Source organism: Aquimonas voraii (genome assembly GCF_900101825.1).
GTDB classification, from domain to species: domain Bacteria; phylum Pseudomonadota; class Gammaproteobacteria; order Xanthomonadales; family Xanthomonadaceae; genus Aquimonas; species Aquimonas voraii.
In genome coordinates, this window is the sequence record NZ_FNAG01000006.1 from 1 (window position 1) to 14,490 (window position 14,490).

Genomic DNA, 14,490 nt, shown 5'->3' on the forward strand with positions numbered 1-14,490 from the left:
ACTCCGCGGTGTAACGCTTGCGCTTCGACATGGACACTCCTTCAGCTCACTATGAGCCTTCCTGAAAGTGTCCGCAGAATCGGGGTAGAACCCAAGGACCGAGGCGAGGGTCAAGCTCCGGTCGGCCGGGGCCCACCCTATGCGGTCTTCGGTTTGCGGGTTCGGAGCGTCGGAGCGTCGGAGCGTCGGAGCGTCGGAGCGTCGGAGCGTCGGAGCGTCGGAGCGTCGGAGCGGATGCTGCCTGCACCGCTCGCGCTTGCAAGCCCGCGCTCACGCCCCCAGCTAGGGACATTCCGGGCGCGACCGCGCCGCCACCCATGTCCCACGCCGCCATGCGCGAAAGCTTCCATGCCACCACCATCGTCAGCGTCCGCCGCGGCAGCGAGGTCGTCGTCGCCGGCGACGGCCAGGTCACCCTCGGCAACACGGTCATGAAGGCCAATGCGCGCAAGGTGCGGCGCATCGCCGACGGTCGCGTCGTCGCCGGCTTCGCCGGCGCTACCGCCGATGCCTTCACCCTGTTCGAGCACTTCGAGGCCAAGCTGGAGAAGCACGGCCAGCTGATCCGCGCCGCCGTCGAACTGGCCAAGGACTGGCGCACCGACCGCCGCCTCGGCAAGCTCGAAGCGCTGCTCGCGGTCGCGGACCGCGAAACCTCGCTGATCATCAGCGGCAACGGCGACGTCATCGAGCCCGAAGGCGGCCTGATCGCCATCGGCTCCGGCGGCCCCTTCGCCTTGGCCGCGGCCCGCGCCCTGCTCGAATCCACCGATCTGCCGCCGGACGAAGTCGCGAAGCGCGCGCTGAAGATCGCGGGGGATATCTGCATTTACACCAACCACAACGTGGTCCTTGAGCAGCTGTGAGCTGCCGGGATTAGGGATTGGGGATTCGGGATTCGTACAAGCGTGCTGCGGCGAGCATTTTGCTCTTCGCTCTTACGAATCCCGAATCCCCAATCCCGAATCCCCTCGCAACCCCGCCCCTCCAGCCGGCCTCCCAAAGCCTCCACACACACGGCAACGACGGACCGAAGCGCAATGAACATGACCCCCCGCGAGATCGTCCAGGAACTCGACCGCTACATCGTCGGCCAGAACGCGGCCAAGCGCGCGGTCGCGATCGCGCTGCGCAACCGCTGGCGGCGCATGCAGCTGGACGAGGGCCTGCGCAATGAAGTCACGCCCAAGAACATCCTGATGATCGGGCCCACGGGTGTGGGCAAGACCGAGATCGCGCGGCGGCTGGCCGCGCTCGCCAACGCGCCCTTCGTCAAGGTCGAGGCCACCCGCTTCACCGAAGTCGGCTACGTCGGCAAGGACGTCGAGCAGATCATCCGCGACCTCGCCGACCAGGCGGTCAAGCTGCACCGCGAGCAGGCCAAGACCCGCGTGCGCAGCCAGGCCGAGGACCGCGCCGAGGAGCGCATCCTCGACGCCCTGCTGCCGCGCCGTCGCGACCCGTCCGGCTGGCCGATGGCCGATGAGGGCGGCAGCGATTCCGACACCCGCCAGAAGCTGCGCAAGCAGCTGCGCGAGGGCAAGCTGGACGAGCGCGAGATCGAGATCGAAACCCAGCAGAACCTCGGCCTCGACATCATGACCCCGCCGGGCATGGAGGACATGGGCCAGCAGATCCGGCAGATGTTCAACCAGATCGGCGGCCAGAAAGCCCAGCGCAAAACCGTCAAGATCCGCGCCGCCTGGCCGCAGCTGATCGAAGAGGAAGCCGCCAAGCTGGTCAACGAGGACGAGGTCCGCCAGCAGGCCATCGAGAACTGCGAGCAGAACGGCATCGTCTTCATCGACGAGATCGACAAGGTCGCCAAGCGCTCGGAAGGTTACGGCGCCGACGTCAGCCGCGAAGGCGTGCAGCGCGACCTCTTGCCGCTGGTCGAGGGCTCGATGGTCAACACCAAGTACGGCACGGTGCGCACCGACCACATCCTGTTCATTGCATCCGGCGCCTTCCACCTCGCCAAGCCGTCCGACCTGATCCCCGAGCTGCAGGGCCGCTTCCCGATCCGGGTTGAACTGACCGCGCTGACCCGCGAGGACTTCCGCCGCATCCTCACCGAGCCCAAGGCCGCGCTGACCCGGCAGTACCAGGCCCTGCTCGGCACCGAGGGCGTCAAGCTTGAATTCACCGACGACGGCATCGAACGCCTGGCCGCCATCGCCTACGAGGTCAACGCCCGCAGCGAGAACATCGGTGCCCGCCGCCTGCACACCGTGCTCGAACGCCTGCTCGACCAGATCGCCTTCGAGGCCCCCGACCGCGAAGGCGACACCGTGCGCATCGATGCAGCGGAAGTCGACGCCAAGCTCGGCGCGCTGGTGAAGGACGAGGACCTGAGCCGCTACATCCTCTGAGTCGCCAGCGGGCGGGCGAGGAGCCGCGCGCACCTGCGAGACGATGATCGAAGGGCGGCGGAAAGCTCCCGGGCGCGGCAGGGCAACAGCACATTTGGTTTCCCGGAACAGACAGCCTGCAAAGTTCAAGACAGCCGGCACTACCGTCGTGAAGCTTCCGTTGCACACCGGTGCAGAGTGAATTAGTCTTCAGGACGACGGAGCCACCGTCGATCATGGAGAAAACTAATGAACCGGAATGAGATGGAAGAAGTCATGCCCCCCCAGAACCAGTCATCGACCGAGTTGGCGGATTTCGACGACATGATGCTGCCACCTCAGGATCAGCGCCCGGCACTCATGTTCCGGGCTGAGGCCTGAACGAGGCACTGCCACTGCAGGTCCCAATAGGCGCCTGCGGTGGCCGCTAACTCACAGGCAGACGCCTCGACACTCGGCAGGCCCAAGCTAGAAAGTAAATGCAACAAGCGGCTCAAGACTACAGCAGATTAACCCAGTTGCTGCGGGGGGCACGAAGGGCGAGGTCACCCAGATCGTTGGGCCTGGACGTTCTCCCAATTGCGATCCAGATTGCCGAAGAGACGATCAGGCGTCAGTTTCTTGACCAGACCTCGTTGGAATCCGCTGATCTGAGAACAGGACTCATCGTTTACCGAAGCAGCGAGATCGAGATCTGCCTTGTTGAGGTGCGCGCCGATAACACGTTCCTCATATCCAGTTTCCCGAGCACTCACCTTTTTCTTGAACCACTCTTCTCCGCTGCGACGATTTACGCATCATCAAGTCCAGTCTCGGCACTAACCACCCAGATCAGACTGACTCCAGTTCATGACTGGGCAGACTTCAGCGGCGGGATTCTTCTCCCGCCGGGCTTCGGGCTGGCATTACCAGAAGGCTCACGCAGCCTGAGTTTCCAGGCAAGACTTCTGGGCAGCTCCAATCTTTCTCACGTTGTGTGCGGCCGCACTCTCCAATCCACTGGCATACGCCTTGAGAGTTCGACACCGTACAGACTGGCTGCGATCCTGGACGCCGCGCGAGATCTGCCGTGCGACTCGCTGGATCGAGCGGCTTCTGCTCTCGTGGAAACCGACTTGTTCTTTTTGAAGGCCCGGGCTAGGAAACGATTGGGATCTCGACCATGAAGAAGTTTGGCCGAACCAGTCTGCCGCCCATTTCGCTGGACGAGTTCCTTAGGGACTTCGGGACCAACCCTATTGGAGTATCGCCAGAAGGTGATGAACGCGCTGCCCTCGCCCTCCAGCAGCTTTGTCTGACTCGGGATATTTTGGGAAATTGGGCTCTGAAGGTCGTAGAAAGCGGCATGCAGGAGCAGCATCGAAACCCTTATGACGTTACCTCATTCGTGCTTTGGCGATCGCCATGCTGGATGCTGCGCGCGAACGTTTGGTACCCCCTGAATGAAAACACCCCGGCCTGGGCGAAGCGCGCCGCAGCCAATATCTACAGGATTGGTCACAACCACGACCAGACGCTGATTAGCTGCTGCTTCTGGGGCCCGGGATATCAAACGGTGACAGCTTGCGCTGTTGACGAATCCAATTCGGCGAGATTCGAGTTAACCCCATCTACAACAGTAGATTTCGGCCCCGGCGAAGCCATAATCTATGACGCGTTCTGCGACTTCCATGCTCAACTCCCTCCAGACCAGATCACGGTATCCATAAATCTAATTGGAACGTGGCCTTCGGCCAAGCGCGATTCAAAGATCGTGGACCTTGATTCAGGGAGAGTTCTTGGGTCCGCTTCCAGAAGAAGCGAGCATGAAGTCCAGCTCAGCAAAGCGATGCAAAGACTCGCGGAACTGCGAGCAGATTGCGAGCTCAAGATGACGAGTCCGCACTCAGTAGCATAGCGATTTCTTGCATGCATTCACTGCGAGTCCATTCACGGGCGATAGACCGGCATAGCCGGCACTCGCAGTAGCCCAAAGGCGCCGTTCAGGCCACCTCGCGACCGCCTACTCCGTTCTGGCGTCTTATGTCTGCAAGCGTTTGGGCAAGGTGTCGTGGAAGCAAGCGACACCTGGGGTGGTGCGCTTCAGGAGGCCCTGCTGGTGACCAGTCCGGTCAACTCGACCGCGAAGGCGACACCGTGCGCATCGATGAAGCGGAAGTCGACGCCAAGCTCGGCGCGCTGGTGCAGGACGAGGACCTGAGCCGCTACATCCTCTGAGGGGCCTGGACGCCACCTGATCGATCGGTGGCCGCCCCACGGATGGCGGCCGTCACCGGTTCAGGCGACAATCGGGCGTCCGGCAGCGCCATAGCGGCGTCGAATGGCCGAAGGGGAACCGGGGCGAATGAGCAGCGTGCTCGAAAACACGCAGCAGCAGGACGGCCGCGCGGTCGCGCTGCTGCGTGCCCTGCTGGTGGCCGACCTGGTCGATTCCACCGCCCTGGTCGAACGCCTCGGGGATGCGCGCGCCGCAGACGTTCTGCGCCAGCACGACCGTCTGGCCCGCCGCCTCATCCGCGAGCACGCCGGGCAGGAGATCGACAAGACCGACGGCTACCTGGTGATGTTCGAGCGCCCGGTGCAGGCCGCTGCCTTCGCGCTGGCCTACCAGCGTGCCTTGCGGGAGCTTGCGGGCGATGCCGGGCAAGCGCTGCGCGCGCGCGTCGGGATCCACGTCGGCGAAGTCATGGCCTGGCAGAACAGCGCCGAGGACATCGCCCGCGGTGCCAAGCCCATCGAGGTCGAGGGCCTGGCCAAGCCCGTCGCCGCACGCCTCATGGGGCTCGCCCTGCCGGGCCAGGTGTTGATGTCGGCGACGGCCTTTGGCCTCGCCCAGCGCGCCCACGACGAACTGGAAAGCGCCGGCTTCCAGCCGCAGTGGCGGCGCCACGGCGACTACGCGCTGAAAGGCGTACCCGAGCCGGTGACCGTACACGAGGTCGGCGAGACCGATATCGCTCCGCTGCGCCCCCCACACGTGGGCGGCAAGGCGCAGCGCGTGGTGCCCCTGTGGCGACGCCCGTTCGTGCTGGTCGCCGAGTTCGCGGTGGCCCTGCTGGTGCTGGGCCTGTTCGCCTGGGACTACCTGCGGCCGACGCAGGCAATTGCGTTTTCGGCGCGCGACTGGGTGGTCATGAGCCAAGTCCGTAATCTGACCGGCGACGAGCGATTGGACGACGCGCTGGACGCCGCCTTCCGCATGGGCATCGAGCAGTCGCGGCATGTGAATCTGTTTTCGGATCTGCAGGTGGCGAGCGCACTGCGCCGCATGGGCGCCGAACCCGCGCAGCCACTCGTGCGCGATGCGGCCGTGCAGCTTGCCCAGCGCGAGGGCGCTCGTGCCGTGTTTGCGCCGAGCGTTGCCCAGATCGGTGAGCGCGTACGCGTCAGTGTCGATCTGATCGATCCGGTCAACGGGCGCAGCGTCGCGAACCACTCTCGTGATGCTGAGTCCTTGCAGGAGTTGCTCCCCGCCGTGGATGCCGTGACCCAGGAACTTCGCGAGGCCCTGGGTGAATCGCTGACCAGCATCAGCGAGACCTCGGAGCCGCTCGAGAAGGTGACCACCGGCAACCTCGAGGCCTTGAAGGCCTACTCGCTGTCACTTCGCGAGATGGCGCAACAGAGGCCGGCCGAGGGGATCGCGCTGCTGCGGCATGCAATCGAACTGGACCCCGGCTTCGCGGCCGCGCACGGAAAGCTGGCAGGCCTCTTTCTGGGGGCCGACCAGTTCGCGGCCGCCGAGGCTTCGCTCAAGGCTGCCCGCCAAGCGCCCGAGCGCTTGTCCGCACGCGAGCGGATGGGAATAGAGGGCCTCGCGAGCTTCTTTGGCAGCTATGAATCCATGCAGCAGACCTGGCTCGTGTTGAGCCAGCTCTATCCAGACTATCCGGCAGGGCCGCAGAATCTCGGCGTGGTGCGTTGGTACTTCGGCAATGATTTTGCCGGCGCAGCCGAAGCCTTTGACACGGCAAGCCGTATCCAGAACCCGCTGCGCAGCTTCTCGCTGCAGCAGTTCGCCAGCATGCAAGTCGCGCTTGGCCATAACGAGGCCGCGGAAGCCGCCCTGAAGGCGGCTTTCGATGAGGGCCAAACATCACTGTTCGACATTCAGGTAGATCCCCTTCTCGTGCAGCGCCGCTATGCGGAAGCGCTTGCCGCGTCCACCTTCAACCAACGCCCCGAACCGCCACAGATGCGCACCTGGAAAGCGTTGCGGAGGGCGGCGATCCATCTCGACCAAGGGCAACACGCCGCAGCGCTGGAGGTCCTGTCCCAGTTGGAATCGAGCTTCGGCGATCAGATCCCCGCTCCCGACCGCGTTCGGCTCGCGCTTGCCCGGGCGGCGGTGGAGCCGCAACCGACCCCGCAACAGATCAGCACATGGGTCGAACTGCTCGAATCCGAAGCAGCCAGAACTGCGACCCTCGAGTACGCTGATCGACCGACGGAATATCTGGTTCTTGCCCTTGCACTTCGGGCGGCGCGCTGGGGCGAGACCGAATCAGCGCTGCGGGCTGCAGAAATCATTCGCACGCGCCAGAGCGGATTGGCGCTGCCGGTGATGGAAGAGCTGCAGAGCGCGATCGCCTGGGAAACGGGAACCGAGCCTTCTCGACCGCATAGCTCGGTCAACAGCCTGCAACGGGTCGGCAGCGAGTACCGACGGAAGCGCGACGACGCTCCAGCAGAAGCAGAGAAGCTGGCGCGACAGCTGTGCGCGGCGCGAGGCGCGGCGATGTCGGAATGGGGCTTCGGCTTTAGCCTGATGCTGCAGAACCTGATGGACAGCAATCGGGCCTGTCTGGATGCCGCTGACATGGCGGACGCCCGAGGCTCAGCCGCCGAAGCGAGCGCACTGAGAGATCCTGTATTGAGAGCATTGGCCGGCGGCTGACGGGAAAGTCCACGGTGACCCCACCGTGACTGGGCCCACGGTGCACTCGCCGCGGGCCCAGTCGGCGAGGCGCTACTCGACCATGAAGATGAAGAGACCGGTCTGGCCCTCGAGCTTGGACGCGAAAGCAGCGCGATTGGCCTGGATCGACTCTTTGGTGGGCAGACGGCGGATGGCGGGCACGTGCGCCGGATCGACGTTGATACCGAGCGTGTGCAGTGCCAGTGCCGGGTTGCCGAGGAATTGCTCGCGGAAACTGTCGTCGCTGCCCAGCTTGTCGAGAAGGGTGTTGGTGACTTCAGGCGTGAAAACGCAGTTGGACATGATCGACTGGCTCCGTGGTGGGTGCGATGGGTATGGTGACTGTCAGCACTCGGGCGGCACAATGCGCGCCCTGTACCGCGCAGGAGCCTAGCATGCTGATTCGTCGGCTTGAGCCGCTCTTTTCGGAGCGCGTCGAGCAGCTGGAGTTCGATCTGGCCACGCTGTTCGGCAGCACCAGCGGGTTTGGTGCACGGGCACATTGGCGGGTGCTGAGCCCCCTGCACGACGCGCCCTTCGAGTTGGCCGACGGCGACTTCCATGCCCTGATGAGCATTAGCGGAAAGCTCTGGACGGAAGTCACCGAGGTCGGCGCCAAGCTTGGCGAAACGCGGCTTCAGCAGTGGCTTGAGCAGGGCCTGCTTCAGCGCTGGCAGCCCGACAGCGGCGAGACCCTCGCCCACTGGCACGGCCCCAGCGCCGTCATGCACCGGCATGCGCGCTGGCGCAATGTGGATGCCAGCGCTCCCGAAAGTGCCGATGCACCGCGCTCGCTGGCGGAGATGGTGGCGCGCTATGGGCCACCGCCTGACGAGTATCTGCGCCGCGCCGACGCCCGCGCGCACACACCACTGCCCGCGCCCCAGGCCGGCGCACTCGAAGCGCTGTGCGCACGTCGCGTGACCTGCCGCAATTTCGATGCGGCGCGACCGATTACAGTCGAGACCGCGGCCAACCTTCTGCATGCCGTGTTCGGTCAGCAGGCGCGCGCCGAGGTCACGCCCGGTGCCTTCGCGATCAAGAAGAACAGCCCCAGCGGCGGCGGCCTGCATCCGATCGAAGCCTGTGTGCTGGCGCAAGGGGTTGCCGGTGTTGCCTCGGGCCTTTACCACTATCGCGTGGACGCACATGCACTCGATCTGCTGCGTTCACCCGACGAGCTGCCCGGCGACTTCGCGCTGACTGCGGTCGCGGGTCAGCACTGGTTCCATCAGGCACCGCTGCTGGTGTTCCTGGTGGCGCGCTTCGAACGCAGCCAGTGGAAGTACCGCAACCATCCCAAGCTCTATCGGGCAATCACGCTCGAAGCCGGCCACCTCTCGCAGAACCTCTACCTCGCCGCTACCCAGCACGGGCTGGGCGCCTTCATCACTGCGGCAATCAACGAGATCCCGATCGAAGACGCGCTGGGCCTGGACCCGATGCAGCAGGGCGTGCTGGCGATTTGCGGCATCGGCCACCGTGCCGCCGAGCGAACCACGGTCGAGCTGGATCCGGCCGGTACGGTCTGGCCCGTGGCGCCCTGAACCGCACTGCCGCACAATCGACCGCCTGAACGACCCTGGCCGGACGCCGGGTTCGTCACGCGGGGCCGGGAGCCCGCTTGAGCTGCGCGTCTGCCCCGCGGGCCGGCCGCGCGGCTGCCGTGCGAGGAGCTGCGATACCAATGAACGCCCAGCTTGCACCGGATGACAGCGACATCGAACCTGCGCCCGAGGGCGCGCAGGCGCTGCTGCGCAGCGTGGTCATCACCGACCTCTGCGATTCCACCGCCCTGGTCGACCGCCTCGGGGATGTGCGCGCCACCGAGCTGATCCGCGCACATGACCGTCTCCTGCGCGGCCTGATCCGCGAGCACCGCGGGCAGGAGATCGACAAGACCGACGGTTTCCTGAGCCTTTTCGAGCGGCCCATCCAGGCCGTGGCCTTCGCGCTCGCCTACCAGCGCGGCTTGCGTGCGTTCTCGCTGGAGCACGGCATCGAGGTATCGGCGCGCATCGGCCTGCACGTCGGCGAGGTGATGACCTGGCAGAACGACGAGGCCGATATCGCCAAAGGGGCGAAGCCCACCGAGGTCGAGGGCCTGGCCAAGCCGGTGGCGGCGCGCCTGATGGGCATGGCCCTGCCGGGCCAGATCCTGCTCTCGGGCGTGGCCTACACCCTGGCCCATCGCGCCGAAAGCGAACTGGGCGCCGCGCTGTCGAGGCTGCAGTGGAAAGCGCACGGCGACTTCCGCTTCAAGGGCGTGGCCGAGGCCGTGCCGGTCTACGAGATCGGCGAGGAAGGCATCGCCCCCTTCAAGGCGCCGGCCTGGAGCGGCAAAGCCCACCGCGAGGTGCCGCTGTGGCGGCGACCGGTGATGTTGGCCTTCGAGGCGATTGCCCTGATCGCCGCCCTGGCGCTTCCGGCCTGGCATTTCCTCAAACCCGAGCCAGCGATCGCGTTTGCCGAGCGCGACTGGGTGGTGCTGGCCGACCTGCGCAACCTGACCGGCGACCCGCGCTTCGACGACTCGCTGGAACAAGCCTTCCGGATCGGGCTTGAGCAGTCGCGACATGTGAACGTGCTGTCCGATCTGCAGGTGCGCGACACCCTGCAGCGCATGCAGCGCGACAGCGACAGCCCGGTGGACCGCAGCATCGGCGCCGAGATCGCGATGCGCGAAGGCGCCCGCGCCCTGGTGCTGCCGACGCTGGCGGAAGTGGGGGGGCGGCTGCGGTTCACGGCCGAAGTCATCCACCCGAATACCCAGGCGACGGTGTATTCCGAATACGCCGACGGGCGAGGCGCGGAAGCGGTGCTGCCGCTGGTGGACGAGGTGAATCGCAAGCTGCGCGGGCGCTTGGGTGAAGCCGTGGATCAGGTCAGCGAAAACTCGCGCGCGCTGGAGCGGGTGACGACGCCGAATCTCGATGCACTGAGTGCTTACACACGCGCACGAGCGCTCCTTCTTGAGCGAAATGTGTCGGATGCCATTTCTCTGTTGAATGCCGCGCTTTCGCTGGATCCGGAATTCGCAGCCGCCTCGCTGGAACTCGCGATCATCATGAATGATCGTCTCGATCCTGAAGGCGCCCTCGCGCACCTCAAGCTCGCTCTAGCTAACTCGAACCGCTTGACCCATCGCCAGATTCGACATGCATCAGCGCTGGAAAAAACAATCGCGAGCGCTCCGGAGGAAGCGATTGAAGCGTGGCGCACCCTGACAATCGAGTTCCCAGACTTCTATGTCGGCTGGGGAGCGCTTGCGTGGTACCAGTGGATATACATGAACGACTTGGCAGCTGCCAGGCAGGCTGTGGAGAGGAATATCGACGCCCGCAACCCTCGACGCAACGTCGGGCACTACCTGCTCGGCAGCCTCCTACTCGCAAGCAACGACCCGCTTCAGGCGATCGAGCAGTTCAAGGTGGCGGAAGAGCTCGGACTGAAGGTTGAGAACAGAATCTATAGCTCGGCATACGCGGTACAACGGGATTTTTCCCGCTCTCGCTCAGTGCTTGAACGCGGCACAGTGAGCGATGCGAGTGAGGGCGGCGCGAGCAAGGCGTTGGCGTTTGCGACTCATCTGGCTGATCGTGGTCGCTTGAAGGAGGCCCAAGAACTGCTCGCCCGGACAAGAGCATCGATCGAAGGACAGCGAGGCTTCCCTTCCCGTGTGCTTGCAATCGCAGAGAGCGCGGTGCTCACAGCCGAAGACGAAGAGCATCACTCCGTTTTGGCTACCGCTCTGGCTCGCGCGCTTTCCGACCAGGATCGCGAAGCGCGGTCAACCCTGTCACTGGAAGCGTCGACGCGAGCCTTGGAAGCATGGGCAGCTGCTGGCCTGTCCGAGCCGCTGGCAGGCGAAGCCTCAACGCCTAGGGACGTCGCTCGATCCCAATCAGTTAGGGCACAGATCGAGGCATTGGAGCGCGCCCGGCGGATGCGAGTAGAGGGACAGGCAGCAGCGGCTGCTAAGTTCCTAGGCGATCGGATTTCAGTGACTAGTCCTTTCGCCATGCGGGTGGAACTGATGCGCGCGCTAGTGGATGCTGGAGACTTTGAGGCGGCCGAGGCTCATGCAAAATGGGTCAGCGAGAACCGCGGCCGAGCGTATGTTGAGCCAGACGTGCTCTACGGCTTGGCGCCCTACAACGCCTTCTGGTCATCACGCGCGCTGTTGCTGCTTGCGCGAATTCACCTAGAGCTCGCGCAACGCGACGCCGCCAAGAAATACCTCAGCGAATTCGAGGCAGTCGTAGACGAGAGCGAACTGAGCAGCGCCACACTCCGAGAGCTTGCAGAGATTCGGAGTCAGCTACAGCCTGCTGCCTCGTAGGCAAGCTACGGATTGACGCGCCCGGGAGTAACTCTCAGCTTTGTGCTCAGTACCCTTTCAGGGTCGGCACAATCATCATCATCGCATCCTTAAACTGCTCAGCCGCGACGTCCTTCGCCAGCGCCTCAAACACCCCCTTGTCAGCCAAGGCCCTCGGTGCAAGACAGGCCGACTTGAGCTCGCCGATCACGCCCTGCGGCACGCCCACTTCTTCCAGTGCGGCCTGTGGATTCTTCTCGAAGCGGGCGCGGAAAGCGTCGTCACTGGCGAGGCGCTTGAGCAGGCTGAGGCCGGCTTCTTGCGGAAGCGATGCGGACATGTGAACCCCCCTGTGGTTGTCGCTGCCGGAGTGTAGTCGAAACGCATCCAGCGTGAAGCACCTTCTTTCGTATCATCGCCGCCCACGCTCCCCGCTCCGGTGACCTGCCCATGTCCGACCCCACCCTGCTTGCCGCGCTGCTCTCCACGGCCCTGGCGTCCGGGGCGGCGGCCCCGCCGCGCGATGCCGCGCTTGCCGAAGCCCTCTCGGGGCTGTGGTGCTTCTCGCGCGACGAGGGCCGCAGCTGCTGGGCCTGGGAAGAAGTCACCGCCGATGGCGGTCTGCGGGTCTGGGGGCAGACACCCGATGGCTTGAACCGCTTCTGGTCCGAGGGGCGCTACACCGTCGAAGGCGTGGTGACCTGCGTCGAGATCACTGCCTCCAGCGAGCACGCGCCGCATGTGGCAGGCGATGCCTTTTGCGCCGAGGTGGTCCACGTCGATGAACGCGTCCACCGCTTCCGTGCGGTCGGCGGCACGCGCGAGACGGTGACCTACCGGCTGGCCGACACCGCCGAAGCGCCGCGCTTCGAAGACGCGCGCGCCAGCCTGGCACCCGCGCTCATTTCGCCCTGAGGGCTTGCGCTGCGAGCTTGCGCTGCGAGGGCGCGCGGGCACTGCGATGGCACGCGCTGCACCTGCGCGGCATGGCCGCGCTGGCGGCAAGCCTGGCGGGCGCTGCAGATTCGCCAGATGCGCGCCGGCGCGCCGCAGTGCGCAGCCGCGCCTGCGCAGCCCCGGCGCGTTCCGCGCGCATGCACTTCAGCAGCCCACCCGAACGAAGCGGCGCACCGCTACCATTCCCCTCCCACGTTCTGCGAAGAACCCCATGCGCCTACGCCGTTGTCATGCCCTGCTGATCGAACCCCGCGAGGTTCGCGAACTCGACCTTGAGGCGCTGCTGATGGGCCAGCCTCGCCTAAGCAGCACGCGACGATGGATCGCGCTGGCCGCCCATATCGACGACGAGATCGAGCTGAGCGCCGAGCAGCTCGCGGCGCTGGGCGACATCTCCAGCGAAGACGCGGTGGAGCACGCGGCACTTGCCGAACGTTTTGGCGCCGCACTGATCGACAGCCTGGTCGCGCAGCGACTGCTGCTGGCCGCGGACGAGTCCACCGAGGCCGATGCCCCGCTGCGCGCCGACGCCGCAGTGCGCAGCGGCCACTGGCGCGGCCTGGCGGCGGTGATGCATCGACACCTGCGCTGGCGCGGCGTCAACAGCGAAGAAGCACGCACCTCGGGCGCGCTGGGCAATAGCGACCAGGAGATCCTGGAGCGCTTGGGCACGCCGCCCGAGGTCTCACGCGCGCGCGCCAGCGCGGAGGCTGCACAGGCCCTGCCTGCGCCGGCAGCCAACGTGCTGCCCAACAGCCCGCTGCGCGCCACCTGCCGCAACTTCGATGCTTCGCGCCAGCTGCCGCTGGAGGCCCTCGCCACTGTGCTGCATCGCGTGTACGGCGCGCAGGGCCGCAGCGTGGTGTCGGGCGTGCCGGTGCTGAAGAAGAACAGCCCCTCGGCCGGCGGCCTGCACCCGGTGGAGGCCTATCTGCTGGTGCGCCATGTCGAGGGGCTGGCGACCGGCCTCTACCACTATCGCCCTGACACCCACGCCCTGGAGCCGCTGCAGCCCTTGAGTGACGAAGAGGCCTCACGCTGCGCCAGCCTGTTCGTGGCGCACCAGCCCTGGTTTGTCGATGCACACGTGCAGGTGATCCTGGCGGCGCGATTCCGTCGCAACTACTGGAAGTACCGCAACCACGCCAAGGCCTACCGCGCGGTCATTCTCGACTCCGGCCACCTCTCGCAGATGCAGTACCTGGTGGCCACCGAGTTGGGCCTGGGCGCCTTCATCACCGCCGCCGTCAACGAGGGCGACATCGAAGACGCCTTCGGGCTCGACCCCATGCAGGAAGGGGTGATCGCCGTCACCGGCTTCGGCTGGCGCGGCGAGCGCATGGAGGTGCTGGAGTTCGACCCCTTGAAGCAGGTGTGGCCGGCATGGACGGCCGAGCCGCAGGGCTGAGCGCCGCCCTGCCTGCACGTTTCGAGCCGGGCGCGATCTGCGCCGGGTTCGGTTCTGCCCCTGACGCGCCTGCGGCCAGGGTTTTCATCTCAGAAATCCAGGAGGTTTCCATGTCGCAGTTCGATGCCCTGAACCGCTCCACGCTTGATCACTCCGCGCACGCCTTCGACCGCTCAAGCGCAGCCGATACCGGCACGCCGCCGCAGCAGGCGCCGCGGCCACGCTTGAGCCAGCAGCAGGCGCTGGAGCTGGTGCGTCTGCTGGCCAGCAGCGACAGCTTTCGCGCGCTGACGCTGAACCACCCGCAGCAGGCGCTGGAGCAGCTGGGCCTTGCGCCGGAAGCAGCCCTGCGCCTGCTGGAACCCAGCGCCGCCACGACCTGCCGCCTGGCGGACAAGGCCGTGTTCGCCGAGCTGCTGGACGCGATGCAGGCTGGCGCTACAGCGTATCGCATGGATATGTCCGTGCCGCAGATCCGCATTCGCTGAGTTGCGGGCCACCGCCAAGAGCGAGGCGAGGCGGGGCAGCGCGAGCT

13 protein-coding genes are annotated in these 14,490 nt (G+C 65.7%); 11 read left to right on the forward strand and 2 right to left on the reverse strand.

What is annotated here, in order from left to right; genetic code table 11:
* Positions 1-317: 317 nt before the first annotated feature.
* The 6 genes from hslV (at position 318) to BLP83_RS10960 (ending at position 7,248) form a co-directional block, all read left to right on the forward strand.
* The gene (gene hslV, locus BLP83_RS10950) at positions 318-866 is read left to right on the forward strand and encodes an ATP-dependent protease subunit HslV (RefSeq protein WP_245680022.1); all 549 of its coding nucleotides are present in this window, start codon (positions 318-320) and stop codon (positions 864-866) included.
* Positions 867-1,040: 174 nt separating this feature from the next.
* Positions 1,041-2,372, forward strand: a complete 1,332-nt coding sequence (hslU, locus tag BLP83_RS10955; protein WP_425389006.1) for an ATP-dependent protease ATPase subunit HslU — start codon at positions 1,041-1,043, stop codon at positions 2,370-2,372.
* 228 nt (positions 2,373-2,600) lie between these two features.
* Positions 2,601-2,732, forward strand: a complete 132-nt coding sequence (locus tag BLP83_RS19270) for a hypothetical protein (RefSeq protein WP_281187125.1) — start codon at positions 2,601-2,603, stop codon at positions 2,730-2,732.
* A 781-nt stretch (positions 2,733-3,513) separates the two neighbouring features.
* Positions 3,514-4,248, forward strand: a complete 735-nt coding sequence (locus tag BLP83_RS18325; protein WP_143006651.1) for a hypothetical protein — start codon at positions 3,514-3,516, stop codon at positions 4,246-4,248.
* Between the two features lie 125 nt (positions 4,249-4,373).
* Positions 4,374-4,568: a hypothetical protein gene (locus tag BLP83_RS18330; protein WP_143006652.1), complete on the forward strand. Its 195-nt coding sequence runs from the start codon at positions 4,374-4,376 to the stop codon at positions 4,566-4,568.
* Between the two features lie 127 nt (positions 4,569-4,695).
* Positions 4,696-7,248 carry a putative peptide modification system cyclase gene (locus BLP83_RS10960; RefSeq protein WP_176764144.1) on the forward strand — a complete coding sequence of 851 codons (2,553 nt, stop codon included), beginning with the start codon at positions 4,696-4,698 and terminating at the stop codon, positions 7,246-7,248.
* Positions 7,249-7,320: 72 nt separating this feature from the next.
* Here BLP83_RS10960 and BLP83_RS10965 read toward each other — a convergent pair whose 3' ends face one another.
* Positions 7,321-7,572 (reverse strand): NHLP-related RiPP peptide, encoded by a 252-nt coding sequence (locus BLP83_RS10965; protein ID WP_091242569.1) that lies wholly within the window; start codon positions 7,570-7,572, stop codon positions 7,321-7,323.
* Positions 7,573-7,664: 92 nt separating this feature from the next.
* Between BLP83_RS10965 and BLP83_RS10970 the strand changes: the two genes are divergently transcribed.
* Together BLP83_RS10970 and BLP83_RS10975 are read left to right on the forward strand one after the other, a co-directional pair.
* On the forward strand, positions 7,665-8,816 hold the full coding sequence (locus BLP83_RS10970; protein ID WP_176764145.1) for a putative peptide maturation dehydrogenase: 1,152 nt from the start codon (positions 7,665-7,667) through the stop codon (positions 8,814-8,816).
* 140 nt (positions 8,817-8,956) lie between these two features.
* A complete protein-coding gene (locus BLP83_RS10975) occupies positions 8,957-11,611 on the forward strand; it encodes a putative peptide modification system cyclase (RefSeq protein WP_091242574.1) in 2,655 nt (884 codons plus the stop codon).
* A gap of 46 nt (positions 11,612-11,657) precedes the next feature.
* Here BLP83_RS10975 and BLP83_RS10980 read toward each other — a convergent pair whose 3' ends face one another.
* Positions 11,658-11,930: an NHLP-related RiPP peptide gene (locus BLP83_RS10980; protein WP_091242577.1), complete on the reverse strand. Its 273-nt coding sequence runs from the start codon at positions 11,928-11,930 to the stop codon at positions 11,658-11,660.
* Positions 11,931-12,040: 110 nt separating this feature from the next.
* Between BLP83_RS10980 and BLP83_RS10985 the strand changes: the two genes are divergently transcribed.
* From BLP83_RS10985 to BLP83_RS10995, 3 genes are all read left to right on the forward strand, one after another.
* Positions 12,041-12,505 (forward strand): hypothetical protein, encoded by a 465-nt coding sequence (locus tag BLP83_RS10985; protein ID WP_091242579.1) that lies wholly within the window; start codon positions 12,041-12,043, stop codon positions 12,503-12,505.
* A 253-nt stretch (positions 12,506-12,758) separates the two neighbouring features.
* Positions 12,759-13,955 carry a putative peptide maturation dehydrogenase gene (locus BLP83_RS10990; protein WP_176764146.1) on the forward strand — a complete coding sequence of 399 codons (1,197 nt, stop codon included), beginning with the start codon at positions 12,759-12,761 and terminating at the stop codon, positions 13,953-13,955.
* Between the two features lie 110 nt (positions 13,956-14,065).
* Entirely contained in the window at positions 14,066-14,443 is a 378-nt protein-coding gene (locus BLP83_RS10995) for an NHLP-related RiPP peptide (RefSeq protein ID WP_176764147.1), read from the forward strand.
* Positions 14,444-14,490: the final 47 nt, after the last annotated feature.

Coding starts and splice junctions, on each gene's coding strand:
- BLP83_RS10960 (WP_176764144.1), top strand. CDS start 4,696: ATGAGCAGCGTGCTCGAAAACACGCAGCAGCAGGACGGCCGCGCGGTC.
- hslU (WP_425389006.1), top strand. CDS start 1,041: ATGAACATGACCCCCCGCGAGATCGTCCAGGAACTCGACCGCTACATC.
- BLP83_RS10965 (WP_091242569.1), bottom strand. CDS start 7,572: ATGTCCAACTGCGTTTTCACGCCTGAAGTCACCAACACCCTTCTCGAC.
- BLP83_RS18325 (WP_143006651.1), top strand. CDS start 3,514: ATGAAGAAGTTTGGCCGAACCAGTCTGCCGCCCATTTCGCTGGACGAG.
- BLP83_RS10970 (WP_176764145.1), top strand. CDS start 7,665: ATGCTGATTCGTCGGCTTGAGCCGCTCTTTTCGGAGCGCGTCGAGCAG.
- BLP83_RS10995 (WP_176764147.1), top strand. CDS start 14,066: ATGTCGCAGTTCGATGCCCTGAACCGCTCCACGCTTGATCACTCCGCG.
- hslV (WP_245680022.1), top strand. CDS start 318: ATGTCCCACGCCGCCATGCGCGAAAGCTTCCATGCCACCACCATCGTC.
- BLP83_RS10985 (WP_091242579.1), top strand. CDS start 12,041: ATGTCCGACCCCACCCTGCTTGCCGCGCTGCTCTCCACGGCCCTGGCG.
- BLP83_RS10990 (WP_176764146.1), top strand. CDS start 12,759: ATGCGCCTACGCCGTTGTCATGCCCTGCTGATCGAACCCCGCGAGGTT.
- BLP83_RS18330 (WP_143006652.1), top strand. CDS start 4,374: ATGTCTGCAAGCGTTTGGGCAAGGTGTCGTGGAAGCAAGCGACACCTG.
- BLP83_RS19270 (WP_281187125.1), top strand. CDS start 2,601: ATGAACCGGAATGAGATGGAAGAAGTCATGCCCCCCCAGAACCAGTCA.
- BLP83_RS10980 (WP_091242577.1), bottom strand. CDS start 11,930: ATGTCCGCATCGCTTCCGCAAGAAGCCGGCCTCAGCCTGCTCAAGCGC.
- BLP83_RS10975 (WP_091242574.1), top strand. CDS start 8,957: ATGAACGCCCAGCTTGCACCGGATGACAGCGACATCGAACCTGCGCCC.